Origin of the sequence: Candidatus Sulfotelmatobacter sp., assembly GCA_036500765.1 — a bacterium.
GTDB lineage: Bacteria > Acidobacteriota > Terriglobia > Terriglobales > Acidobacteriaceae > Sulfotelmatobacter.
The window spans coordinates 1,217,193-1,243,363 of the sequence record DASYBM010000004.1 but is presented as its reverse complement, the minus strand read 5'-3'; the positions used below and the strand labels follow the sequence as shown (position 1 = coordinate 1,243,363).

The 26,171-nt window shown below is 58.7% G+C and carries 19 protein-coding genes and 1 pseudogene; 11 read left to right on the top strand and 9 right to left on the bottom strand.

The features are described from left to right. Window positions 1–74: 74 nt before the first annotated feature. Window positions 75–533 (top strand): septum formation initiator family protein, encoded by a 459-nt coding sequence (locus VGM18_08285; GenBank protein ID HEY3972987.1) that lies wholly within the window; start codon window positions 75–77, stop codon window positions 531–533. A gap of 225 nt (window positions 534–758) precedes the next feature. Continuing rightward, the gene (locus VGM18_08280) at window positions 759–1,088 is read left to right on the top strand and encodes a hypothetical protein (protein ID HEY3972986.1); all 330 of its coding nucleotides are present in this window, start codon (window positions 759–761) and stop codon (window positions 1,086–1,088) included. A 149-nt stretch (window positions 1,089–1,237) separates the two neighbouring features. Here the strand turns inward: VGM18_08280 and VGM18_08275 are convergent, their stop codons facing one another. Both VGM18_08275 and VGM18_08270 read right to left on the bottom strand, forming a co-directional pair. Continuing rightward, window positions 1,238–2,011 carry a thiazole synthase gene (locus VGM18_08275; protein ID HEY3972985.1) on the bottom strand — a complete coding sequence of 258 codons (774 nt, stop codon included), beginning with the start codon at window positions 2,009–2,011 and terminating at the stop codon, window positions 1,238–1,240. A gap of 91 nt (window positions 2,012–2,102) precedes the next feature. Next, complete coding sequence (locus VGM18_08270; protein ID HEY3972984.1) at window positions 2,103–3,929, bottom strand: long-chain fatty acid--CoA ligase; 1,827 nt, start codon at window positions 3,927–3,929, stop codon at window positions 2,103–2,105. A 315-nt stretch (window positions 3,930–4,244) separates the two neighbouring features. Between VGM18_08270 and VGM18_08265 the strand changes: the two are divergent. From VGM18_08265 to VGM18_08245, 5 genes and pseudogenes are all read left to right on the top strand, one after another. Beyond that, window positions 4,245–4,700, top strand: a pseudogene (locus VGM18_08265) (redoxin domain-containing protein). 263 nt (window positions 4,701–4,963) lie between these two features. Further along, window positions 4,964–6,973: a DUF6600 domain-containing protein gene (locus tag VGM18_08260; protein ID HEY3972983.1), complete on the top strand. Its 2,010-nt coding sequence runs from the start codon at window positions 4,964–4,966 to the stop codon at window positions 6,971–6,973. Window positions 6,974–7,177: 204 nt separating this feature from the next. Continuing rightward, a complete protein-coding gene (locus VGM18_08255) occupies window positions 7,178–8,557 on the top strand; it encodes an ATP-binding protein (GenBank protein ID HEY3972982.1) in 1,380 nt (459 codons plus the stop codon). Between the two features lie 40 nt (window positions 8,558–8,597). Beyond that, window positions 8,598–9,968: a sigma-54 dependent transcriptional regulator gene (locus VGM18_08250; GenBank protein ID HEY3972981.1), complete on the top strand. Its 1,371-nt coding sequence runs from the start codon at window positions 8,598–8,600 to the stop codon at window positions 9,966–9,968. A gap of 11 nt (window positions 9,969–9,979) precedes the next feature. Continuing rightward, the gene (locus tag VGM18_08245; GenBank protein HEY3972980.1) at window positions 9,980–10,837 is read left to right on the top strand and encodes an alpha/beta hydrolase; all 858 of its coding nucleotides are present in this window, start codon (window positions 9,980–9,982) and stop codon (window positions 10,835–10,837) included. A 199-nt stretch (window positions 10,838–11,036) separates the two neighbouring features. Here VGM18_08245 and VGM18_08240 read toward each other — a convergent pair whose 3' ends face one another. After that, entirely contained in the window at window positions 11,037–11,858 is an 822-nt protein-coding gene (locus VGM18_08240) for a DUF899 domain-containing protein (GenBank protein ID HEY3972979.1), read from the bottom strand. 546 nt (window positions 11,859–12,404) lie between these two features. Here VGM18_08240 and VGM18_08235 point away from each other — a divergent pair. Both VGM18_08235 and VGM18_08230 read left to right on the top strand, forming a co-directional pair. Next, window positions 12,405–14,960, top strand: coding sequence for a DUF6600 domain-containing protein (locus VGM18_08235; protein ID HEY3972978.1), 2,556 nt, complete (start codon window positions 12,405–12,407; stop codon window positions 14,958–14,960). Between the two features lie 469 nt (window positions 14,961–15,429). Beyond that, window positions 15,430–16,386, top strand: coding sequence for a hypothetical protein (locus tag VGM18_08230; protein HEY3972977.1), 957 nt, complete (start codon window positions 15,430–15,432; stop codon window positions 16,384–16,386). 124 nt (window positions 16,387–16,510) lie between these two features. On the opposite strand, the gene VGM18_08225 is transcribed toward VGM18_08230, so the two are convergent. The 6 genes from VGM18_08225 to VGM18_08200 form a co-directional block, all read right to left on the bottom strand. After that, window positions 16,511–18,283, bottom strand: coding sequence for a hypothetical protein (locus VGM18_08225; GenBank protein ID HEY3972976.1), 1,773 nt, complete (start codon window positions 18,281–18,283; stop codon window positions 16,511–16,513). Window positions 18,284–18,481: 198 nt separating this feature from the next. Then, window positions 18,482–18,901 (bottom strand): nuclear transport factor 2 family protein, encoded by a 420-nt coding sequence (locus VGM18_08220; protein HEY3972975.1) that lies wholly within the window; start codon window positions 18,899–18,901, stop codon window positions 18,482–18,484. Window positions 18,902–19,084: 183 nt separating this feature from the next. Next, window positions 19,085–19,759 (bottom strand): carboxypeptidase regulatory-like domain-containing protein, encoded by a 675-nt coding sequence (locus VGM18_08215; protein HEY3972974.1) that lies wholly within the window; start codon window positions 19,757–19,759, stop codon window positions 19,085–19,087. Between the two features lie 59 nt (window positions 19,760–19,818). After that, complete coding sequence (locus VGM18_08210) at window positions 19,819–21,465, bottom strand: bZIP transcription factor (GenBank protein HEY3972973.1); 1,647 nt, start codon at window positions 21,463–21,465, stop codon at window positions 19,819–19,821. Between the two features lie 68 nt (window positions 21,466–21,533). After that, window positions 21,534–23,429, bottom strand: a complete 1,896-nt coding sequence (locus tag VGM18_08205) for a HAMP domain-containing sensor histidine kinase (GenBank protein HEY3972972.1) — start codon at window positions 23,427–23,429, stop codon at window positions 21,534–21,536. A gap of 26 nt (window positions 23,430–23,455) precedes the next feature. Further along, the gene (locus VGM18_08200) at window positions 23,456–24,199 is read right to left on the bottom strand and encodes a response regulator transcription factor (GenBank protein HEY3972971.1); all 744 of its coding nucleotides are present in this window, start codon (window positions 24,197–24,199) and stop codon (window positions 23,456–23,458) included. A 562-nt stretch (window positions 24,200–24,761) separates the two neighbouring features. On the opposite strand from VGM18_08200, the gene VGM18_08195 reads away from it, so the two are divergent. Continuing rightward, window positions 24,762–25,241: a PEP-CTERM sorting domain-containing protein gene (locus tag VGM18_08195; protein HEY3972970.1), complete on the top strand. Its 480-nt coding sequence runs from the start codon at window positions 24,762–24,764 to the stop codon at window positions 25,239–25,241. A gap of 100 nt (window positions 25,242–25,341) precedes the next feature. Then, entirely contained in the window at window positions 25,342–26,100 is a 759-nt protein-coding gene (locus VGM18_08190; GenBank protein HEY3972969.1) for a TrmH family RNA methyltransferase, read from the top strand. The last annotated feature ends 71 nt before the right edge of the window (window positions 26,101–26,171 follow it).

Genomic DNA, 26,171 nt, shown 5'->3' with positions numbered 1-26,171 from the left:
TTGAGCACTTGCAGATTTCTACGGGATGATTTTTTGGTCGATCTAGAGTGAAGCCATTTTCTAAAATCGCGAAGATGCCGGGACCCTTTGCTGGGGGGCAAGACGGTCTGCGGGCTATGGTGGACCGGGCTGTGGTAGACCGGGCTCCGCAGGCGGAGGCTTTGGCTGCTTCGTGGATTGAGCGCGTTCGCCCCTTGGCGGTCCACGTCTACGGGTTGCGACGCCGCCTCGCGACCATCGCGGTCGTCGTACTGGCTGCGTTTTTGTTTGTTCATGTGATGTTCGGCGCCAATGGGATGGTCGTCTATAAACAAAAGCGTTCGGAATACGAAGCTTTGCAGAAGCAAATCGTGCAGGCGCAGCAGGAGAATGACCGCTATACGCAGCAGATCCAGGGCCTGAAGAGCGACCAGAAGGCGATTGAAAAAGAGGCGCGCGAGCAGCTTGGCTATGCCAAGCCGGGAGAGTATGTGTACGTGCCGCCGACTCCGCCGAAACCTGCGCCGCCGGCCACTCACTCCGCGAAGAAATAGGCTGCGCAGTTTTCCCTTTCGTTCAACTTGTGGGTGGTAACGCGCGTTGGCGCGCTGACAAATCCGGCGTGCCCGTGTGGTATATTTCCACTGCCTCATTTCTCAATCGGTTGGGGATTGGCTGGTCCTGCTGAATACTTCGGAAAGGATGGCAGGGTCTGACATGCTTCGGGCTATTGCGGTTTGGGGTCGCAATCTGAAACTTCACAAAGGAGAAAACCCGCCATGAAAAAAGTTCTGCTAATTTTGCTTGCGGTATGTTTCGTATTTGCCTTGTCGGCTCTGGCGTTCGATGACATGGGCAAGAGCGCAACCGTCAACGGTTGGGTGAGCGATGCGAAATGCGGCGCCAAGGGCGCCAACGCGGGCGCCGAAGCCTGCACCAAGAAATGCGTGGCCGCGGGCGAAAAGATGGTCATCGTCACCGATGGCGATAACAAAGTGATCGCCGTCGACAATCAGGACGCGCTGAAGGGTCATGAAGGCCATCACGTCACCGTGAGCGGCACCATGGGAAAAGATTCCATGCATGTGGCCAGCGTTAAAATGATGTGATTTGTGCGCCGATGAATTTTAGGGCGGCGCGAGCCGCCCTTTTATTTTGTGAGGATTGAGTGATTGGGAAATTTGGTAATTGCGTAATCGAAACCGCATAGATTTTGAAAGGTCAATTTCCCAATTACAAAATTCCTCAATTACCAAATTTACCGCACCACTCCTTCCAGCGGCGAACTCGCCGTAGCGTATAACTTCCTCGGCATGCGGCCGGAAAGATAGGCTTGCCGCCCGGCGATCACCGCATGATGCATGGCGCCCGCCATCATCACTGGATCCTGAGCATTCGCTATGCCGGTGTTCATCAGCACGGCGTCAGCGCCAAGTTCCATCGCGATCGCCGCATCTGATGCCGTCCCGACTCCAGCATCGACAATCAGCGGGACGCCTGTGATCATCTCCCGCAAGATGCGGATGTGGGCCTGGTTCTGAATGCCCATGCCGCTGCCGATGGGCGCGCCCAGCGGCATGATGGTCGCAGCCCCGGCGTCGATCAGACGTTTGGCGAAAACGATATCGTCGGAAGTGTAAGGGAGTACCGTGAACCCTTCTTTTACCAGCACGCGCGTAGCTTCGAGAGTGGCCTGTACGTCGGGATAGAGCGTCGACTGATCGCCAATGACTTCCAGCTTCACCCAATCCGACAGTCCAACTTCGCGACCGAGGCGAGCCGCACGAATCGCCTCGTCGGCCGTGTAGCATCCGGCGGTGTTCGGCAGCAGAAAATATTTCTTGGCGTCGATGTAGTCGAGCAGCGATTCCTTGTTACGGTCCAGATTCACGCGGCGCACCGCGACGGTCACCATCTCCGCGCCGCTGGCGTCGAGCGCTCGCGCCGTTTCCTGAAACGATTTGTACTTTCCCGTGCCTACGATGAGACGGGAGCGGAAAGCGCGTCCGGCAATTATCAGTGAGTCCGACATGTGTATATTGTAGCGCCGGCAGCCTCTCGGCTATAGGGGAGCGTCTTCGCGCGCGACTTCGAAAGATATGCATACGCGTTGTTTCCAGAGACTAGCGGACGGCACTGGCCTCCGCCTCCGTATACATCTCGTCGATCTGCCGCTTGTAGCGCTCTTCGATTACCCGTCGTTTTAGTTTCATGGTGGGTGTCAGCACGCCGTTGTCAACGGTGAATTCGTCCGCCACCAACAGTACGCGCTTCAGCTTTTCGAAGCGCGCCAGATTCCCGTTAATGCTCTCGACGATGCCTTCGTAGAGCGCCTGCACCTGCGGCTTGGCAATCAGGTCGGGGCGTGACGTGAACGAAATATTATTTTCCCGCGCCCACTCTTCCAGCGCGGCGAAGTTAGGAGACACCATCACCGCGGGAAATTTTCGCCGGTCGCCGAGAATCGCCGCCACCCCCACCAGAGGATTCAGCTTCAGGGAATTCTCGATTGGCTGCGGCGCGATAAATTTTCCGCCGGAGGTTTTGATCAGGTCTTTCTTGCGATCGGTCACAGAAAGATATCCATCGGCATCGATGTTGCCGATGTCGCCGGTCTTGAACCAGCCATCATTTACTTGCCCATCGTTTACCTGGCCATCAACGAAAGCGGCTTTCGATTCTTCCGGACGATTCCAATAGCCTTTGAAAATCGACGGGCCACGCACCAGGATTTCGCCGTCCTCGGCGATACGCACTTCGAGATTCGGCATGGTTTTTCCCACGGTGCCGAGGCGGTGATGGGTTGGCGTGTTCAGCGCGATGACGGGTGAAGTCTCGGTAAGGCCGTAGCCTTCGTGAATGCGAATGCCGACGTTCGCATACCACTCAGCGAGTTCGCGGCCCAGCGGCGCGCCGCCGGAAATAAAAGTCTCGACGCGCCCGCCCATGCCTTCGCGAATTTTAGAAAACACAATCCGGTTGGCCAGTTTCCAACTGCGCGAGGCGGGAGTGCGTCCCTCGAGAATTTCGGGCTTGTGGTCTTTTCCGACGCCGAGCGCCCAGTCGTAGATCGCTCGCTTGGGCAGGCCTTTGGCTTTCAACTCCGCCTGCGCATAAATCTTTTCATACACTCGCGGCACGGCCACAAAAATCGTCGGCTGCACCTCAAGCAGGCTCGTCGCGAGTTGGTCCAGAAATGGGCAATAGGCCAGCGTGACCCCGTGCGAGATGAGCGCGAAATCCAGGTGGCGCGCGGTGATGTGGCAGAGCGGCAGAAACGAGATGCTCACGAGCCCCGGCCGCATGTCGAAGCCCAGCAGCGAGCATTGAATATTGGACGAGATGTTGCCGTGCGTCAGCATCGCGCCCTTCGATGCTCCCGTGGTTCCCGAGGTGTAAACAATCGTGGCCAAGTCATCGGGGGCGATCGACCGCGCTTTGGTCTCCATGGCGGAGTCGAGGTGCTCCGGCCCTTGTAGCATCATGTGGCCCATGGTGACGCACTTGCCGGCGAAGGGGGCGAGATCGCCGGCGAAGTCAACAGCATCCATGACTACTATTTTTTCGATTTGCGTTAGCGGCAGAATCGACAAGATCTTTTGCAGTTGCTGCACTGACGACAGAAAAATCGCGCGGCAGCCAGAATCGTTCAGCATGAAGGCCGTCTGCTCGGCGGTGAGGGTGGTGTAGAGCGGTACGGTTACGGCGCCGAGCAGCAGGCACGCCATGTCGGCCGTGGACCACTCCGGCCGATTCTCGCTGAGAATGGCGACGCGATCTTGTGCCTGAATGCCCCAGGAGTGCAGCGTGCGCGCGGTTCCGGCCACATTGCGGCTGAATTCGCGGGAGGAAATCGCAATCCACTTTCCTGCGTCGCGATACAGCATCATGCGGTCGAGATTGCGCCCGACCGCGGCAAAGAAGATGTCGTTCAGAGTGGAAATACTCATTCCGTCTTTCAAGGACCGGGCGTACGGTGCGGTTCTGATTTTGCCGCCACCGCCCTGAACAGAACTGTACTGTCTTGCCGGTGGTTTGGGCAATGCGCCAGATCGTAACATTTAGGTACTTCCCGGTTTACCAAGCAGGCCAGCACAATGTATGCTGGGCATTACCCTGCATATTCGGCCTAGCGAGAGGATTCAATGGCAAGTTCAATGCACAACAGACGCATGGGGGTTCTGGCAATAGGCTTGTTTCTGGTAATAGCCGCCGCAGCCCCAACGTTCGCGCAGACGCACAAGGAGGTTTCCAGCATGCCCAAAGTCGGCGACATGGCGCCGGATTTCACGCTGAAATATTTCGATGGCACCGACCGGAAAGACGTGAAGTTGAGCGATTACCGCGGCAAGAAAAATGTCGTAGTCGCGTTCTTCGTGTTCGCCTTCACCGGAGGTTGAACCGCACAAATGAAAGCTTTCCAGCAGAATCTGAAAACGCTGGAAGCGGCCGACACCCAGGTCCTGGGTGTGAGCATGGATAGCTGGTTCTCGAACAAAGCCTTCGCCGATTCCATTGGAGTGACGTTCCCCCTGCTGAGCGACTGGGGCGGAAAAGTGACCCGCGAGTACGGCATCTACAAAGACGAATATCAGGCCCCGCGCCGCGTGAACTTCCTGATCGGCAAAGATGGAAGGATTGTGGAAGAGCAGGTGGACAAGGACGCCATCGATCCTACGAAGATCGTCGATGCCTGCCAGCGGCCGAAGATGAAAAACTAGCGACATCGCCGCCGTAGAGACATAGCTCGGCTATGTCTCTGCTCGCGGCTCGCGGCATTACGAAATGATGCCCACAGAGACGTAGCAAGCAACGTTTCTACGACTTCCGTTTTTCCAACTCCTCCATTCCTAACGAGTTCCCTCCGCCAGGAAACTAAACAGTCTCTATTGAGTTTAATCACTTGTCGTTAAGATGACGATATACGAATTGAGTGACATACCAATTGAGTGACATATCAATTCGAGTTGCCCGGGGCGAAAAAATGAAATCACGCAAGTTGTGGTTCGGGATACTTCTGCTGGGGAGCTTTGGATTTCTTTTGCATGTTTCGACTCTAGTCAAAGCTCAAGATGCAGACGATCAAACTCAGGATCAGGATCAAAGTCCGGATCAGGATCCTCCCGGGCGTGTCGCTCGGCTGAACTTCATGCAGGGTTCCGTCTCTTTCCGACCCGCCGGCGAAGACGATTGGGTCACCGCCGTCGCGAATCGTCCGATGGTAACGGGCGACGACCTCTGGACCGATGAGGAGTCGCGCGCTGAAGTGCACGTGGGATCGGCCGCGATTCGCATGAGCGCGAAGACCGGAATCACTTTTCTCGCACTCGACGACCACGCCACCCAGATCCGTCTGGCGCAGGGGTCGATTATTCTGCGCGTGCGCCACGTCGATGACGACGACGCCTACGAGGTCGATACGCCGAATCTCGCGTTCAGCCTTTTGCAGCCCGGCGAGTATCGCGTGGATGTGAGTGAAGACGGCACTCAGACAGTTGCCGACGTCTGGCATGGCCGGGGCCGGGTCACGGGTGGCGGTTATACCTACACGGTGATCGCTGGACAGTCCGCGACTTTCACCGGCAATCAGGATCACGTCGACTACGATCTCAGCCAGATTCCTCGCAGCGACGATTTCGATGCGTGGGCATTCGATCGCGACGGTCACGAAGACGGCGCTGACTCGGCGAATTATGTTTCCCGCGAAATGACCGGCTACGAAGATCTCGATGACAACGGCGACTGGAGTTATGTCGCCGGCTACGGCCCCTGCTGGCGGCCCCGCGTTATGGCTGCGGGATGGGCCCCGTATCGCTTCGGCCATTGGGCTTACGTTGGGCCGTGGGGCTGGACGTGGGTGGAAGATGAGCGCTGGGGATTCGCGCCGTTCCACTATGGACGCTGGGCTTTCGTCAATAACGGATGGTTCTGGGTTCCGGGACCGGTTGTGGTGCGGCCAGTTTGGGCGCCGGCCCTGGTTGGGTTTGTGGGCGGCGGCGCGAGTTTCCGCTTCTCCGCCGGCGTCGGCGTGGGATGGTTCCCGCTAGCGCCGGGAGAAGTCTATCTTCCGGGCTACCGCGTCAGCCGCGCTTATGTGAATAACGTGAACTTGACCAACACGTCGGTGAATATCACCGAGGTCACGAAGATTTACAACACGGTGATCGTCAAGCACAGCACGACAATCAATAACGTCACGTACGTGAACCAACATGTGAACAACGGCGTGACCGTGGTTTCGCATGACACGTTCGTAAACGCGCGACCCGTGGCGGGGAATGTGATGCGAGTAGACGCGCATGAACTGGCCGTTGCGCCGGTAACGCACGTTGTGGCTGCCGAGCCGATCCGCAGCAGCGTGACTGGCGCGGGACACCCCGTTTCGGTGCGTCCTCCGGCGGCGGTAGTGACTCGAGCGGTGGTGGCGGTCCGTACACCGCCTCCGCCTCCATGGCCGATCGAGCAACGTCAGGCTCAAGCGGGCGGACATTTGAATGAGCACGAGAATCAGCGGGTCTTGGTTCGTCCGATAGGCGCGGCGCAACCCGCTGTCGCGAATCAAGTCGGATATCAGAACGGAAGCGCACAGCCGTCGAGTTCGGGGAACCAGCAGGGCTTCCGGCCGTTTACTCCGCAGAGCAGCTCCAACGGCAATTCGCAGGTACGGCAAATGCCGCAGACGCAGCCGCGGACCTACGAGATGCAGGGGAGTTCGCAGCCCGAAGAGAGAAATCCGCAGCCACGGGAGAATCGCGCTACGCAGCCGGCGAGCGGTTTCCATCCGCCGCAGTCGCAGCAAACACAGCCGCCGGTGCAATCGACGCATCCCCTGGTGCGGCCTGCTCCGCCCGTGCAGGAGCGCAATCCGCAACAGGAACAGCAGCAGGAGCAGAAGTTCAATCAATGGCACGAAGCGCGTCCAGCGCCCGCGCCCAGGCCTACGCCTGCGCCCAAGGCTTCCGAGGCGCCGAAGCCGGCGAAGAAAGGCCATTGACGCTGACGGCGGGCTCGCGGTGTGATAGGTTCGCATGAGATGCGCTTGCGATCCCCAGCTTAGGTAACGGCAACGCCGGGAGAGGAGAAACCTCTTCCGGCGTAGTCTTTTTTGCCACATCGCCGTCCGCCGCGGCAGAAAATCTAAAGGGCAATCAGCAAAAAGCACGAAGCGAAGAGCACGAAGCGAAATGACCGAAGCGAAATGACCGAAGCCAAATGGCCCTCGATGAACTGGATGGATGTCCTGTGGCTGATTTTCCTTGGGGGATTGGCGCTGCTGCCTCCAGTCCAGGAGATCCACAAACAGGAAATCCTGCTGTGCTTCGGCTTGCTCCAATTGGGCGAGGGCTGGCTGATTGCGCGTGTGCCCCGGCGTGGTCCGGTTTATCTCGTTCTGGCGAAAATAGCGCTGGCGACGCTGCTCATCGACCACACCGGCGAGATCACCATCAACAGCAGCTACTGGCCAATCTACTTCCTGCCGGTAGTGACGGCGGCTGAGTATTTCGGACCCTGGCTCACACTTTTCTGGACCGCGCTGGCCTCGGCCGCGTATTGCTCTTATCTGTATCTCGATCCTGCGGTGCGGGAATACGAGATTACAGAGGAATCTTTGGGCCTGCTGGCGATTCGTATTCTGTTTTTCTTTCTTCCGGCGATGCTGGTGAATCGCTTCGTGGTTGAAAATCGCCGTCAGACTTTGCGCTACCAGGAGTTGGCTGAGACTCTGGCCGAAACCAATCGCCGCCTCGAACAAGCGCAGGCCGAAGCGCGGCGTTCCGAGCGTTTGGCGGCGCTGGGCGCACTTTCTGCGGGGCTTGCGCACGAGATCCGCAATCCGCTCGGTGTGATCAAAGGCTCGGCGGAGATGCTGACGCAGAAGCTCGGCGAGTCGAATCCTCTGGCCACGGAACTTGCCGGTTACATTTCGACGGAAACGAATCGGCTGAGTGCGCTGGTCACCCGCTTTCTTGATTTCGCGCGTCCGCTGCACGCCGATCTCACGCCTCGCGATATTACCGCAGTGCTCGATCGCGCGCTGAACGATGTGGCACAGTTCTGGAAAGGATCGCCGGTTCGCGTGGAAAAAAATTATGCCGACAACCTGCCCCTGGTGCCGCTGGATGAGAGTTTGTGCGAGCAGGCTTTCGTGAATATCGTGCAGAATGCTTACGATGCCATGAGCGCCAGCGGAGGCGTGCTGCGCGTCGACGTGCGAAAAGCTTGGACGAATCGCGACGGCGGTAATATCGAGGGGGTCGAAATTCGCATTGCAGATACCGGTCCGGGCATTCCCGTCGAATTGCGAGAGCAGATTTTCAACCCGTTCGTGACGACCAAGAAAACCGGGGTCGGTCTGGGGCTCTCGATCGTCTCGAAGATTATCGATGGACATGGGGGCAGCATCCGGGTGGAAAGTGCAACGGAGCCTGGCGGTGACGGCGCGTCAAGCTCGAGCAGGTCAAACTCGAGCAAACCGCCCTTGGATGCGAGCGGTCCTGGCGCCCGCTTTGTGATATTTTTTCCCGTTGCCGCCGAGACTGCTGGGGTGGGCGAATCGGCTCACCTGGTGATCTCATGAAGCTGGCTGAATCGAAGACTGAATCGAGGACGAGGCGCTGATGCCGGCCATTCTGATCGTTGAAGACGAGGCGAAGATGCGCCGCCTGCTCGAGTTGAATCTGGGCGACGACGGCTTCACTACACTCTCGGCTGGCGACGCCGAAACCGGCCTCAAACTGCTCCGGGAAAATTCGGTCGATCTCGTTTTGACCGACCTGAAACTTCCCGGCATGAACGGCCTCGAGTTCCTGCAGACGATCAAGCACCAGAATGCCGCGCTGCCCGTCGTGGTCATGACTGCATTCGGCAGCGTTGAGACCGCCGTTGAGGCCATGAAGGCCGGCGCCAGCGACTACGTTCTGAAGCCATTTTCGCTGACCGAGATGCGGATGGTGATCCATAAGGAACTCGACGTCCGCAATTTGCGCGAAGAAAACCGGACGCTGCGCGAGGCGTTGGGCAAGCGTTACGCGCATCCGAACGTGGTCGCGCGCAGTGCGAAAATGCAGGAGGTGCTGGCCACGGTCGAGCGCGTTGCGCCGACAAATGCGACGGTGCTGCTCGGCGGCGAAAGCGGGGTGGGAAAAGATTTGATCGCGCGGGCCATTCACGAGAAATCGCGCCGTGCTTCCGGTCCGTTTCTAAAGATCAATAGCACCGCGATCCCAGAGAATCTGCTCGAAAGCGAATTGTTCGGCTACGAAAAGGGAGCGTTCACCGGAGCCGTCGCCAGCAAGCCGGGCAAGTTCGAACTAGCCGATAAAGGCACGCTATTTCTGGACGAAATCGGCGACGTGCCTGCTGTGACTCAGGTGAAACTGTTGCGCGTCTTGCAGGAGCGCGAGTTCGAGCGCCTGGGCGGCACGCGGACCGTGAAGGTCGATGTGCGTCTTATCGCAGCGACCAATAAAGATTTGCGCGAGGCGCTTGAGCAAGGCACGTTTCGCGAAGATCTTTACTACCGCCTGAATGTTGTTCCCATCGACATCGCGCCGCTGCGGGAACGCAAGGAAGATATCCCGGATCTGGCGAATCTTTTTATTTCCCGATTCACCGGAGAGTCCGGCAAGCCAATCGAAGGCATTACCCCGGAGGCGATGCAGATTCTGGTGAATTATCATTGGCCGGGAAATGTGCGCGAGTTGCAAAACATTGTCGAGCGCGCCTGCGCGCTCGCCAAGGGCAACGTGCTCGGCGCATCGGATATTCACATCGACGCGCGCCCCGCCAAAGCGGCGAGCGGTCGAGGTGGATTCCTTCCCGACGGCATGACCCTTGAGCAATGGGAAGATGAAATGGTGCAGGAAGCTCTGCGCCGCGCCAACGGCAATAAAAGCCAGGCCGCACGCCTGCTCGGCCTGTCGCGCAATGCGCTGCGATATCGCCTGTCTAAGATTGGGATCGCCGATGAAGGCGAGAAAGAAGCGTAGAGGAGCGACAGATGAGAACCAGACTCGCTGTGTTCGTGATTTGTATCGTGTCAATGCCGGCGCTTTTCGCGCAGGCGCCGAAGAGCGCCTCTTTCAAAACCTCGGATGGCGTCAGCATCCATTACCTCGAAGCGGGCAGCGGCCGCGCTATTGTCTTCATTCCAGGGTGGACGATGCCCGCGTGGATCTGGCAAAAGCAGATCGATGAGTTTTCGAAAAGTTATCACGTGGTCGCTGTAGACCCGCGTTCGCAGGGCGAAAGCGATCAGCCAACATTCGGCCATCTTCCCGAAACCCGCGCCCGCGACTATAAGGAACTCGTCGATCATCTCGCGCTGAAACAGCCGGTGCTGGTCGGCTGGTCGATGGCTTGCGGGGAGCTGGTGAAATACGCGGAAGAATTCGGCACCGAAAACGTCGCCGGCATTGTCCTGGTCGACGGCTATCTTAGCGATAAGCCATCGATGGAGATGTTCACCGGCATCTCCGGCTGGATGAACCAACTCCAGCAGGATCGCCAGAAGCAAGCCACTGGTTTCGTGCACAGCATGTACAAGAAACCGCAGCCTGAGGACTATTTGCAACGCGTGGTCGACGCGTCCATGCATACTCCCGCCGACACCGCGGTCACGCTCATCTACAACATGATTACCGTCACCGACTTCTCCGCGGGCCTGGCCAAGATGAATCGCCCTGTGCTGTTCGCCTACCAGCCCGAGTCGCAGCCCACGGCCGACTACCTGAAAATGCATCTCGGCGACAAGGTCCGGCTGGAACGATTCGACGGCGACGGGCACGCATTGTTTGTGGATGATCCGGAGAAGTTCAATAAGGTGCTGGAAGAGTTCATCAAATCGCTGGAGAAATAGCGCCGTGTTGTTCCGCGACAACATACAACAACCTTCGGCTGGATTTTGGCGGCTGTTCCATATCGGGGAGGGAATAAACGCGACACGTCCCCCCTTTCCCTCATGCTCCGCGCACCTGCGGACGCAATCGCGCAACTCCCACGTGACGCGGGTCAAAAGAGCCGCCTGCTCCCAGGCAACCAAAGGAAGCGCCCTTGCTTTAGCTCGCTTTCGCCTCTTCGTCGCGCCTTCGGGTGGCCGCTGCTTGAGGGTCGGTTAGTATATCGACCCACTTCGGGTTGGGCGTGGGCTCGGCATCGTAGTTGTCGTGCCAGTTCCACCACTTGTAGGGCGGGGTCTGGGGATAGCCCTCTGGAGAATCCTCCCAGGTCTCCTGGCGACCGAGCGGCGTAATGTCCAGGTAACTCCAGGTGGTGCCCATCGCTTCGTCCCCGCGGCTGTTGACGAAGTATGTGCGGAACACCCGCTCGCCGTCGCGGAAGAACACATTGTGGCCATGCCATTCATCGACGCCGAAGTCCTTGTCGAAATTATCCGTCATGGTGTACCAGGGCATCTCCCAGCCCATCCGCGCTTTCAGGCGGGCGATGTCCGCCTGTGGCGCGCGGGAGGCCCAGGCGAGAGTGGTATCGCGAGCGTTCAGATGCGCCAGGTGGGCGACCTGATCGGCGCCTAGGGAGCAGCCGCGGCAGGCGTGCTCGGGCCAACCAAAAACCCCGGGCTCGAAGAAGGCGCGATAGACGATCAACTGCCTGCGCCCCTCGAACAGATCGAGCAGGCTAACCTTACCGTTGGGCCCGTCGAACTCGTACTTTCTCTCCACCGCCATCCACGGCATGCGTCGACGCTCGGCGGCCAGCGCATCACGGGACCGGGTAAAGGCCTTCTCCTTCACAAGGAGCTGTTGCCGTGCAGCCTCCCACTCCTGCCCGGACACGATCGAAGGTGTCTTCATCGTCGAGTCTTCACGTGTTCCATTCTTGTGTGTCACATTCGGATTATCGACTGTGCGTTGCGACATTTTCATCGCTCCTTTGATTCGTATTTGGAGTTAGTGCATCGTGCGAGACATTTTGACCGCGCGCGCGCCGCGAGCCGGCACGGCGAGATCGTGTAGACAACGATCAGTCCCAGGTTTTATTAAAACCAGGTTTACTAAACAGAAATGGACACATCGTCCACCTCTAAGACGGCATTGCGATGATTGGGACGAAATGTGATACATCTTTCGGAATCAGGGTTGCCAGTTTCTTGCACGAAAATTCGGCTGTTCCTTTTAGCCGCTCAGTAACGGTCGTGACAGAAATCTTGGCACACGGATCGTTCCACCTCAACTGGCCAAAAACCACCACCCTTGGCTGAGGTCGGCCAACTTTTCCGAATCCGACTTTCTTCGAAGGTTGCTTTACCACGTTCCTTGCTGAAAACAAATGAGTTGTAACATACACCATTATTTCCGTTTTGGCATGGCACGTGCCCATCTTCTTCGGTGTATCTATCTTCCTCGGCGTGCGGTTTCTGATGGTTTGGCCCAGTCGAAGAGGGGTGGGTTATGAAGAACAGATTCATGGCAGGTTTAGCAATCATAATGCTCGCGTTATCGGGTGCGTTTTCAATTAGCACGCTCGCGCAGACCACCGAAGAAGGACCAAAGCCATCGGATCAGCCGAGCGCGCCCATGGAAATCGGGCAGCCGCAGATGGGTCAAGACAAACCCAGTGCAGGTCAGGCCGGTCCAGATCAGAATGGCCCTTATCAGGCCAATCAAGATCAAGCGAATCAAGATCAGGCCAATCCAGATGATAACCAACCAGGCCCGCAGGCGCCGCCCAGCGACATGCAGCCGAGTGATGCGCAGCCTACCGAGGCGCAGCCCGGTGGACCCTCCGGCGAAGCGCCCGCAAAGACCGATCAAGGCGTGGCTCGCGTTAGTTTGATTCATGGCGACGTTTCTACGCAACGTGGCGATTCCGGCGACTGGTCGGCAGCGGTCTTAAATCAGCCGGTCATGACCGGCGACAAAGTTTCAGTTGGCGACAACGCCCGCACCGAGTTGCAGCTCGACTTCGCCAACATTCTTCGCCTGGGTGCGAACTCCAAGGCCAACATCGCAAACCTGACCAGAAAAAACATTCAGATTCAGTTGGGCCAGGGCATTGCCAACTATTCGGTTTCGAAAGACAGTGAAGCCGAGCCTGAGATTGATACGCCGAACGTGGCGATCCATCCCGCGCATCACGATGGCGTCTTCCGGATTGAAGTACGGCCCGATGGCGATACGATTGTGATCGTGCGTCAGGGCGAAGCGCAGATCGCCACGCCGCAGGGCAGCACGGAAGTTCGCGCGGGAGATATGGCGACGATTCGGGGCGATGCCGACTCCGCACAGTACAAGATTTCACAGGCTCCCGATCGCGACGACTGGGACCGCTGGAACAGCGACCGCGATCACATGATCCGCAACGCCAACTCCTGGCGCCACACCAATCGCTACTACACGGGTTCGCAGGATCTCGATGCCTATGGCAGCTGGAGAAACGTTCCCGACTACGGTGACGTTTGGGTTCCGAACGAACCGGATGGCTGGGTTCCGTATCGCAATGGCAACTGGACCTACGAGCCTTATTATGGCTGGACGTGGGTTGGCTACGAGCCTTGGGGATGGGCGCCTTATCACTACGGCCGCTGGTTCCCCTATGGCGGAGCCTGGGCTTGGTGGCCGGGGCCAGTTTATGCCGGCTATAACCCGTTCTGGGCCCCTGCCTATGTCTCGTTCTGGGGATGGGGCGCCGGCTTCGGCTTCGGATTTGGCTGGGGCGGATGGGGAGGCTTCGGCTGGCTCCCGATCGGACCCTGTGATTGGTTTCATCCATGGTGGGGTGGATACCGGGGACGCTTCGGCTACGTCGGTTTCCACGGCGGCTTTAACCGCTTCGGTGGCTTTGCGCCGCTGCACGCGGGGAACCGCTTCTCCAACATCGCGAATATTCGCGACAACCACATTGGCCGCGCGCTCTCGACGGTCAACGCCGGGCACTTCGGCGCCGGGCGTGTGACGGCTATGGCGGCGACGCGTTCGCAGATCAGCGGGGCGCATATGATGGCGGGCAATCTGCCGGTGGTTCCGTCACGGGCGAGCCTTTCGGCCAGTGGACGCGCGGCAGCTCCGTCAACGGTGCGTAACAGTTCACAACGTTTCTTTGGCTCGCATAACAATGTGGCGCGTCCAGCGTCGTTCCAGCAACAGACGGCAAGTCTGCGGCAGACGATGGCGGCGAACCATGTCGGCGCAATTCCGGCGGGAGGTCGCAGCTTCAGTGGGCAGGGGGCACGCGAATCAGCTGGGGTCCGCGGGGCTACTGCCGGTAGCAACATGCAGCGGTCCAGTGCAGCCACAACCGCTAATCGGGATTCCAATCGCGGGATCGGCAACTCTGGATCGCGGAATGTCGAAGGGCAGAACGGCAGCCGCACCTTTACACCGCCGAGCAATCGTTCCCCGGCGATGGGCAGCTCGGGACGGACAAATGGGGAGTCCAATACGGGTTCCAGAAGCGTGGAATCAGAGCATGGAACGGCGCAGTCTTCTGCCGCCAGCCGCGACGGCTTCCGGCCGTTTACCCAGCAGTCGAACATTGCACGTTCCAACAATGAACGATCCAGCGAAGCTTCGCGCGGGGCAGCCGGCGAATCAGCGGCCCGTGGCAGCAGCGGCAGCTACTGGAACCGCACTGCTCCCAGCACGATGACGCAGCGCTCGATGCCTGGCGCGTCCAGGCCAGGAGCGGCGGAGTCGCGCGGTGGTTCGTATTCGGGCGGCTATGGCCGCGGACCTTCTGGATCGCGTCCGCAGTTAGATATGCATCAGCCGATCGTGCGCGCGCCGTCGTATGGCGGATATGGCCGTGGAGGCTACGGCGGGTACGGTGGCTATCACGGTGCTCCAAGCTATGGTGGGCCAGGCTATGGTGGACCGCACGGTGCTCCCAGCCATAGTGCTCCCAGCTTTGGTGGCGGTCATTCGAGTGCCCCGAGCGGCGGCCACTCGTCGGGCGGCGGTGGACACTCGAGCGGCGGAGGCGGACATTCTGGTGGTGGCGGCCACGGCGGCGGGCATCATTAACGGAGCGAGACGTTGGAAGCAAAGCCTTTCCGGCTCGAGCTAAACGAGGTAAAACGGGTTGCTGTAAATGAAGTGAAGAACAGAGGCGAGAAGGGCGTGCTCCAGGGCACGCCCTTTTTTCTTCGGCTGTTTAACGAGTTAAAACGCCTGTTTTCGACAGCTACGGAACCTTCCGTGTGCCACCAGACTTCTAGTGCTGCCAAGGCTAAACGCTAACGCCATCACCTCTGCGGAATTGCCCGCAGAATCGCGATAACGCTGAGTGACCCAGGACAGGAGGTTTTGAACGCCAAGGTCCCGTTAGACGATAGTCGAGCCCTACCTTTCGCGAGAAAAGCGCATCGTATACCCCGAAAATTCTGTGATTCCATCAAGGAGTCTCACGATGATCGCGACTCGATATGCGCTGGCCCGTGCATCTCGGATAGTTAATCGGAACCCAGTCCTCAGCCTGTGTTCAGCCTTAAGCATGCTGCTGCTAAGTCTCTGCGCGCTCGCTCAGGAGGGGACACTCACCAGCTTCGATCCTCCGGGTTCTCGCCAGACTGTTCCTCTTAGCATCAACGCTGGCCGCTCCGTGGCGGGATACTACTCTGATGGAAGCGCGATTCACGGCTTTTTGCGGTCATCTGATGGCAGCTTCACGGTCATCGACGCGCCGCGCTCGACGGCCACCTATGCCTGGAGCATCAACTCCGGAGGATCGATTGCAGGATACTTTTTTGCCGGACACATCTTTCATGGCTTCCTGCGTGCTCCCAACGGGCGCTTCATTGCGTTCGATCCGCCCGGTTCGATCTCGACCACGCCCCAAAGCGTAAATTCGGGCGATGCGGTTACAGGTTATTACAGCGATGTGAATCACGTGTCTCACGGTTTCCTGCGCGCTCCCGATGGGACCATAACCAGTTTCGATCCTGTGGGTTCGACTTCCACCCGCCCCGTCAGCATCAACTCAGCAGGGGAGATCACAGGTTTTTACCTCGGCTCCGATCAGTTGGATCACGGCTTTGTGCGTTCCCCGGGCGGCACTCTGACCACATTCGACGTGGAGGCTGGTCAGGACACTCAACCCGCCAGCATCAACTCCTCAGGCGAGATCACCGGGCAGTACGGTCCCTTCAACGAGCCCACCGGATTCCTGCGCGCCGCTGACGGCACGATCACCAAATTCGAGCCGGTAAAGAACAATGACGGTGTTGTTCCAGGCAGCATCAACGATGCGGGATACATCACGGGCTTCTACGTTGACCTGCGTGGGGTCGGTCACGGTTTCGTCCGACGTCCCGACGGCAGCTTTGCAGACTTCGGTTCGCCCGCCGTGAACTTCGTTTTCCCTTTCAGCATCAACTTAGAGGGAGCGATTACGGGCTACTATCAAGCCAGTGTCTACACTACCGCCCACGGCTTCCTGCTCAGCCCATAGTTCCAAGCAGTCTTAAGCTCGTTGCCGATGCTGCGCGATAGATCGCCGTTACACCCATAAAGCGACGGTGGTGAGTCCCTTTCCTGTAGCGGCACTTCTCTACGCGAGTGCGAAGCTGCCTCGGCTACCGGACCTGTTTTGTAGGCGCGATCCCGGCGTGATGGCGCATTTCCTTGCGGCGCTGCATTTCTCTGGGGTGACGGGCCCAGTTCACAGAGCGCTCCTCAGACGCGCCGAATAGTTCGGGATGCAGATAGTAGCCGCGTTCGATTGGCGGCTTGGCGACCTCGGGCTGGATGCGGTGGGCGTTGGCCCAGGCATCCTGGCGGATGCCTGTGACTTGCCAGGATACCTTTGCGCCGGGCGCTCCACCGGCGATCTTGAACTGGTTGTTGACGAGTTCTTCGGCGACGTAGAGATTGGGCCCGGGAGCGCCGATGGAGGTCAACTGGTAGCGGAAGTCGCCGTTGAGCGTGCCGAAATACTCCGGCAGGGCGACCGTGGCTTCTCCCCTGTCATTCAGCCGGACGACCCCGTCATAGATGTTCTTCATGTCAGGGGACTCGACGGAGGAGTGGTAGAGGTACTTGCTGGCAGGGTCCAGCGGGTGGTCGATCTTGAAGGCGCTGGAGCTGCTGTTGTTGGTTCCTTCCGTCTGTATGTCACCCAGGAAATTGCCGGCGAGACCGGTCCCGCCGCCGCAGCAGTCATTACCCGGAGCCGCCAGGATGCCGTCGCCGGATACCGTGAGCGAGTCATCGTTATCGCCGCCGTTGGCGACGACGCCAAATCCCGGCGAGATGAAGTTAAGGTTTTGTCCCCCTGTGAAAACTCCTCCGGCACCGCTCGTGGGGCCGAGATTTCCGCCGGTACCTACCACGGCATCGCTTGTGCTCGGCACGTAATTCGGGTAAAGTTCACCGGCCGTAACGGTGAGGACCGGCGTTCCAGTGGTTCCTGAACCGGTGTTGAGGGTGAGAACGCGCGTTCCGCCGGATGCCTCAGCATGCAGGATGTCCCCGCCGGTCGGGCTCATGTTCTCAAAATCGCCGCCTACGCCCGTCGCGCTGTTCGTCACGCCCTGCACCCCGATGTTCGCGGCACTCGGGGACTGGGCGAGTCCTAACACTCCCACCACTCCTTTGGTCGACCCTTGCGCGAGGCCGCGAACGGCCCACTTGGATGTGGACACGGAGTCTAACTGGGCCTGCGGGCTGGTAGTGTTGACCCCCACGAACTTGCCGACAGATTGAAACAGGACCGAGTTCCCGAGAGTTGAGCTGCTGGTCCAGAGAGGCACAAAGTTCGTGGTCCCACTGCCGCCGAGCGCTGGAAGATTCGTCAGCACGCCGGAAGTGCTGCCCGGACGCGCAGCGTTGGTTCCAGTGATCGAACTGCTCACCGAGGTAGCGCCACTGGTCGACGGCGCCAGCATGAAGGCGGACGGTGGCAGGCCGCCGATGGTCTCCGCGTCACCAGCTTTCAACGCGTACGGCGCGCTCACCAACAGAAAGCGTGTTCGCTCGTTCTGCCCTGAAATTTGCACTCCGACCCATCGCGCCTGCTCAGAGGTGAAAAGTTCCGCGGGCAGGCCGTCGGGTTTGGCGGAACCGAGAAGCACGGAGTAGTGACCGTTGGCGTCGGCCTGCACATTCTGAGTTTCGAGCCACAGCGGAGCCCCGCCCGTCTGCTCGGCGTACAGCAAGAAGGTAATCCCCACCGCTCCGGTCATCGGGTTTCCATTGAGATCGCTGGCGGTTCCCGAGAACCTGACCAGCCGCGGCACGGTGTTTTGCGTAGCGCTTTGAGCCTGCGCCGTCAGGCTGAGGTTAGAGAGCAGAACGAGGGCCGAGAAGACCACGACGAGGGACCTGGCAGCAGCTAACGCTGTTTTCACGATGTTCTCCTGTACAGTCGGGATGGCCTACCCTGGGAATTGCTCGGGGGGAGACTTTGGTAGCAGAGCGCTGGAATTATCCGCCGGGCTGAATCGCCTGTCAATACGCCAGTTGGTTGGGTAGTGGTGCAGTTTGAAATTCAAACTGCACCACTACCGTTGGTTGGGAGTAGTTAGCGAAATTCCCCCGCTTCGAGATTACCTATCCATCCGTTCGACCCATTGAGCGCGCCATGCGGGGGCCTCGAAGGGATCAGCAAAGTATTGTGTTTCCCGCGCAACCTTGTCGTCCTTGAACTCCATGATGCTTACCGTGTAGGAGGGCTTGCCGTCATAGGTCAGGATGAATTCGGTGATCCAAAGATCACCGCCGCCAATGATTCGCCGGACAGCAAAGCGCTTTTTACTCGGTTGAGTAGCGCGCTGGATCTGTATATTGCGACGACCGCGGATTCGCTCGCCTGACTGCGGGTATTCCAGCACAGCGTCCTCGTGGTAGATTCGGTGCTCCGCTTCAAAATCGTCAGTATCGGACGCCGCCCAATGCTGATCTAGTGCCGCACGCATGTCTTGATCTTGCGCTTCGGAATATTGCCCCTTCTTTAGTGGATCGTTCATGTTGCCTCAATTTTGCTAGGAAGCTGAATGCTTTCGGAGAATCGGTGTATATGACAGTCTGCGTTCCCAGTGGTTAAGTGTCGATAAATCGCCATTATTGCAGTCATTGACGGGCTATTTGCATATCGAGACTCGAGGGCTGGGTTGCCGAGAATGCGGGACTTTTCCTACATAAGCGTGACCTCAGGGTCTCGCGTACGCGGGACTGTTCGGGTCCGGACGGTCGTAATCACGCCCGTATTTGTTTTTGTGGGCGAGCATACCGTCGGTCTCGGCCAAAGTGAAACTGCCGAGCGAGATGTCACCTGGCGCTACCGTAATCTCCCGGGTCATTGTGTGCAGAACCTCGGGCGCGACCGAAGAATGAAACACCTGAAGTTCATAGCGGCCCGGCGGGACATTGGGAATGCTGAGGTCTCCATGCACATCGGAGATCGCATAGTAGGGCGTGGCCAGGGCAATGACCACCGCGCTCATCTCGGCATGAATGTTGCAGAAGATGAACGACACGCCGGGCTTGTCGAACTGCACAAAGCGCGTCGTGCCGCTCTCATAGAGTCCAAGATCGAAGCGCTTGCCCTCGAACAGGGAAAACACATTGTGAAAGAACGGATCGTGATTGGGAAATTCCACTTTGCCTCCCGCCGGGATCACCAGCAGGGAGGGCTGAAAGCTCTTATTCTTCTGCACCAATTGCGGAATGTGCGCCGGGTCCTGCTGCGGCGGTTCGACTGTCTCACCCACCGGAGTGAGCCAGACTACTGCTTTCGAGGCGTTGGGCACATGGCGGCCGTTCCTGGTTAATACTACGTGCGCCTTCAACGGTTGTTGCTGACCGGATGCGCAGATTGTTGTCATTAGAAGCGCGATCAACAATTTTGCGATAAACAATGCGGTACGATGATTTGAGCAAATGTTCAAAACAAAATCCCTACGGATAGATTCAATTGATTGGTCGCGCTGGGGACGTCGTAGATCGGAAAAGTGTGCAAGCGCCGGAACTCGGCGGAAAGTATCAGATCGGATCGCGGACGAAAGACGACATTTCCCAGAGCGCCGCGATTCCGTCCTAGAATTTCCCCAAAATTATTCCGATCGGTAGCGAAGCCGCGGACGTCGCCGGCAAAGGCATCGTCTTCGGCGATGACGCCATTGAACTCCAGCTTCGGAGTCAACTGGAACTTCAATTGGCTCCATCCACCGGCGGTGTCAAGACCGCGAATCGGACTATAAGGCAAAGCTGGATTGCCACCCCATACGATCGAGGCCCCAATCGCGCCGCCGAGTCCGCCAATGCCGCGGCCGCGATAAAACTCGCCCGACAAACCCAGGCGTGGCAGAATTGGAATCTGCCAGTCGGCCATTGCGGAATAGGCATCGACGTAACGTCCCCAAGCCCAGTTCTGGCGGCCATAGTAGCCCGCCACACCGAAGGCTAAGGGATGTCCATTAACCGGACGCGACCATGCCGAGCGCAAGGCATAGGCGGGCTGGCCTGACATTTCGCCGGCCTGCGGCGTGCGATAAAAGGAATTGTAGGGCGGCTCCCAGTCAAGATTGTCCAGAACTCCCGCTTGCATGGTAAGGGTCTGCTGATCGGAGAGCGAGAAGCGATGTTCGACCCGCAGTTGCGGCGTCCAGCCCCACAGGTTTCCCGCAAAAGCGAACGCAGGCGTCGCCAGTGATGCGAACGACGTAGGCGAGAGCGGCGAGATGAACAACGCATCCTGTCCCGCAACCACAGAAGTGTTTTCCCAGTCGAGCCGCATGCTGGCAGTCTGCATCCGGACGATTCCGAAGTTGACGCCATTGCCGGTGGCGGGAAACCCTCCGGCGAAATCGAATTGGACATCGGCTGAGGTTCTGGCTCCGGCGATGTTAGGACCGAAAAGCTCGAAGCCGACTTCCGATTGGCGCAAGGTCGCGCCCAGAGTTGCTTGCGGTAAGCCCGCCGGAACTGATTCGGAATAGCTGGGAAAGTCCAGATTGTCGGAGCCGCCAACGTTGCGGAAGGCGTTCATCAGAACGATGCCATGCAAGCGGGCGCGATATTTCGAGGCGCTTTCTACTTTGGTCTGATATTGCTCATCGATTTTGGCGCCGAGCAGAGAACTAGAGTCTTCCAGTTTTTGAACCCGCGCTTCGAGCGGGGCCGCAGATTGTGCGACGGCTGCGCTGGCTGGGACTGCGGCGGCTGGCGTTCCGTCTGGGGACGAGACCGCGGCATTCTCACTCGCGCCGCCCGCGGGCATCGCGGAATGCTCCAGCAGCGCGCGCGTCGATTGCAGATCGCTGCGCAACTGGTGCATCTCGGCCCGGGACTCGGCGTTTTCGGCGCGCATTTCTTCCACCAGACCGCGCAGTTGACGAACCTGGTCTTGCAGTTCACGAAGGGCGCTGTCGGCCTCGCCGGGCTTTGGTGACGCAGCATCGGTCGCAACATCGCTCGCAATACCGGCCGGCGCCTGCGCGATTGCAGCAGCGCTGAATAGAAGCAATGCGGCGACCGCCAATGCGGCTCCGCTAACCGCACAACTCTTAATCTCAAAGTCGAAGCTCTTCACAGGGGTCCTCCTACACCGTCACCATCGCCATCCTGGGTCAGGCACGCGGCGAATGAGGGAATCGTGCCTTACGGGCCGGGATGAGAAATCGAATTCTGTTTGACATTCTCCCGCCCGGCGGGCACCAGTGCAGGCGCCCCCACAGCGGATTTGTTGGCGCTGCGGAAGGCATCTTGCAGGCGCCCGGGCAGCACGATTCGAAATACCGTGCGGCCTTGCAGCGTTCGTTCCACCACAATCTCGCCGCCGTGATCTTGAACTATTTTCTGTACTACCGCCAATCCTAATCCAGTGCCGTTTTCCTTGCCGTAGCTCACAAAGGGATGAAACAAACGCTCACGAATCGATTCGGCGATGCCGGGACCATTATCGGCCACCGAAATCGCGATTGCCCCGGCAATTTCCCCAGCCGTGACTTCCACCGTTCCCCCGGCCGGCGGAGCCGCTTCACAAGCGTTCAGCAATAAGTTATACAGCGCCCGTTCCAGCTTGCGCTGATCGAACCATCCGGAAACCTGCGCGCCGCACGACACGTCGATGGAGCGATTGTGGTGTCGGGGATGTAGCCGCACCGCCAGCACCGCGCGCTGAATCGTCTCCGAAACATTGGCATACGCAGGAGTCATGGATTCGCGAGTGCGCGCGAATTCCAGCAAGGAATCGATCAGGTCCGTCATCAGGTTCACGCCGCTGCGAACTTCCTGGTACAACTCCTCGCGCTGCACCGGCGTCAGGTGACTGTCGCATAGGAATTCGGAGTTGGCCACGATGGCGGCGAGAGAATGGCGCAGGTCGTGCGAAATCGAACTGGCCATGCGACCGATGGTGGCCAATTGTTCCGATTCCAGGAGATCGCGCTGGCTCTTGAGCAGGCTGGTGCGCATACGGTCGAAGGCGCGCGTGAGTTCGGCGACTTCGTCTCCGCCTCGGGAATCGAGAGGGTGATGAAAGTCTCCGCCTTCGAGCGCGCGGACGCCGCCCACAAGATTTCCCAGCGGGCGGGTAAACGTGTGCGAAATGACGAATACCAATCCGCTGCCGATGAGAATCGCGGCCAGTCCGAGCAGCAACAGATAACGATTGAGCTGATCGACAAACTTCGTCGCCTGATCGTAAGAGCCGAGAACGCTCAATCGCACTGGCGTCGCTTGTGAGCCGGACAACACCAGCGATGTCGCCAGAAATCTTTCACTTCCAATATCAATATCCCGTGGATCTTCGTGAGCCGAGCCGGCGATCAGATCCCGCATGCCGTCGCGATGGGCCTGCTCGGGAGGCAGGGTGGTGGCTATGATTTCATTTCCGCAGGAGAACGCGACCTGGCTGCCCGCTACTTTGCTGACTTCAGCTGCCAGGCGGTCATTGATCTCGTATCCGATGACGAGAAATCCGAGCAGAGTTCCATCTGTCCTGGATCCCCGGTAAATGGGCTCGACGAACGTCTGGTAGAGGCGATGATCCCCCAGCCACCAGTGGCTGGTTTCGCCGCGATCGTCCTCGACGGATTCCTGAAAATATTTTTCTGCCGCCTCTCTGGTGAATCCGGGGGTCTTGGTATGCAGCGCCACCACTTGACCACTGCGATCGACCATGACAAAAAGATCGCTGGCGGCAATTTGCGAGATGTGCTGCGAGGCGTCCTGAATCGTCACTGGATCGGGACCGGTCATAATCGCGCGGGTGATGGGAAGGTCGGCCAGTAGGGCCACGTCACTGGTCAGCATGGTTTCGCGCTCGTGGCGAAAATCCTGAAAGGCGGCGACTGAATTACGCAAATTGACTGCGATACTTTCCCGCGCATTGTTGCGAATGCTGCGCTGCACCAGCAGAAGGCTCGTGGTGGTGAGCGCCGCGGTGATCAACAGCATGGAAAGCAGAAATCGAGTACGCAGTCGCAGGCGGGGCAGGAGCACGCCCGATTCGGGCGGCAATTCGGCCGGGGTCGCTGAATCGGAAGGGGACACGGATTCGGGAGGGCGGTTCAAAGCGATTAGCGTACGAATTTATATCCCATACCGTGTACCGTACGAAAGTGCACCGGGCTCGACGGGTCTTTCTCCAGTTTCTGGCGCAACTTCAGAATGTGGTTGTCAACCGTGCGCGTGGACGGGTAATTCTGGTACCCCCAGACTTCGTTCAGCAGTTCATCGCGGCTGATGACGCGATCGGCGTTATGCACCAGAAACTGAAAGGTCTTGAATTCCTGCGCGGTTAATACCACCACCTGCCCATCGCGCTTGACTTCCATTTTCTTGAAGTCGGCCGATATGCCGTCGAAACTTACCACCTGAGCTTCGGGAGTGCGTGTGGTGTGGCGTAACGCCGCCCGGACTCGCGCCAGCAGTTCCCGGGGACTGAACGGCTTGGTAACGTAATCGTCAGCGCCTAATTCGAGCAGCAGGACTTTGTCGGAGACGTCGCTTGCAGCGCTGAGCACGACAATCGGCAGGGTCGGGGCCAGCGCTTTGATCTCTTTACAAACGTCACCGCCAGAGACTTTCGGCAGCCGCAGATCAAGAACTATCGCCGCCGGAGCCGAAGACTGAAAACTGTCGAGCGCGGACCGGCCATCGGATTGGGTTTCGACTGTATAGCCCTCGGTCTCGAAGAGGCGGCGTAGAGCTTTCTGGACCGCCGGATCGTCCTCGACGACAAGGATGCGGCCCGCAGGGCGCGATGAGGCCGATGGATTGACGACTCTCGCGGTACTGAGCGGCGTTGCAAGATTCCCCATAAAAGTAATTGTCCTGTGATCGGGCCGAGAACGTCCGGCCAATCAGTCGCATATCCGGAAGCGGCTCGACCTCTGAAGCTTACAACGGTTCGACGGCAAAGTCGGCCTGGTTACGGCCTTTTTGACATTTTTTTTACAAGTTCACAGCGGTGTCAAAAGACGTTTCGGAAGCTCTATTGCATAGCATCGGACTGCCATAGGTTGTGTTCTCGGGCGTTAGATCTACCGAAACGTGGCGTCTCAGAGGTTGTACCGATTGGATGAGTTCACCCCTGAATCGTTCTAATAGTTTTTTCGCGTCTGTCCTACGGAAATCCCTGTATGGACCGAGATCGGTTGTTTGCCCTACGCTTTGAAACGTTGTTGCTATAGTTTCGACACTCGATCCTTTTGGTGCAAGGAGTTCGCAATGCGCCTCTTCGGCAAGTTTCTCCTTCCTGCGTTTCTTCTGTCGTGTCTGGCGTTTCCTGGTATTAGTTTTGCCTCTAGTGACACAGACTTTAGCAACAGCGGGGGTACGCTCTCAGGAACCAGCGCGGGATTATCTCTCACGGGTTCGACTTTGGCTGCGGTCCTAGGATACGGCGGCGGAGGGCTTGTTACCGGCGATCTCGGCACTGTAGGTTTCACTACTGGCGCTTTGACCAGTGGATCGCTGCAAATGGGAGGAACCTTCGCGAGTGGAGGAACCTTCACGATTGACGGCAACGGTACGGGCGGACTTCCAGACGGCGTGCTCTTTTCGGGAACCTTTTCCGGTTCCGTGACCTGGACGCTCACCACGCTCGCCAATGGCACCCATAACTACACGCTTACAGGGGTCGTAAGCGGGACGATGGGTGGCGCAAATGTGAACGGCGTGAGTGTGCAACTCACGATCAATACCGGCAAGGGTTTCTTCAACGGCTCGACCACCATCGCCGGTGGTGACACCACGGTAGGGACCGGTGTCCCAGAATCCTCAACTCTCGTCTTGTTCGGCACTGGGGCATTCGTAATGGCTGGTGCTGTGCGCCGAAAGCTGCTGGGCGTACACGCATAGGAAGCTCGGAAAAACCAGTTGGGATTTCGTGGGTGATTTGCGGGACCGGAAATCGGCCCTGCCTTCCTCCCGCCCCGCTACCTGTCGTAAAATTGACCGCTTGCCTCCTTCAGAAACCGATTCGGCCTTGGATCGTCTGGTGGTCGTGCTGGTACGGCCGCGCAATCCTTTGAATATCGGCGCCGCTGCGCGCGCCATGAGCAACTTCGGCGCACACCGGTTGCGTCTGGTGAATCCCTTTGCCGAGGGATTTCGCGAGGCGCGCTCCGCCGTCGGCGCTTCAGATCTGCTGCACAGTGCGGAAGAATGTAAGACCGTAGCCGAGGCTGTTGCCGATTGCTCTCTGGTCATCGGGACCACGGCAGTGCGGCAGCGGGTGTTGCAGCAACCGGTGCGCCGTCTCAATGATGCTGCGGGCGCCGCTATTCGCCAGCAACTCGAGACCGAGCCGGTGGCGCTGCTGTTTGGGTCGGAGAAGATCGGCCTCACCAACAAAGACTTCAGCCACTGTCACTGGCTGCTGAACATTCCGACCCGGCGGAAGAATATTTCCATGAACCTGGGGCAGGCAGTCGCAGTCTGTTTGTATGAATTGGCGCGCAGCGCGCCGCCGACGGCGGCGTTGACCGAGGCAGCGAAACCGGCAACCGCGGGTGCAACCGAGCTGATTGTGGAATGCCTGCTCGAATCGTTGCGCATTAGCGGCTACGTGAAACCGGGAACCGACGCCATGTTCGAGAAAAAAGCGCGCGGCCTGGTCTTACGTTTTAAATTGGAAGAATACGACGCGAAACTTCTTCTCGGCATGGTGCGGCAGATCGTGTGGAAGTTGCGGCAAGGAGACGAAACAAGAAAGTAGCGCCGCCGTCCCGCCGGCTGTCCGGCGGGCGTCCTCGCCCGCACAGCTGTTGCGCTGGCGACGCTTAAATG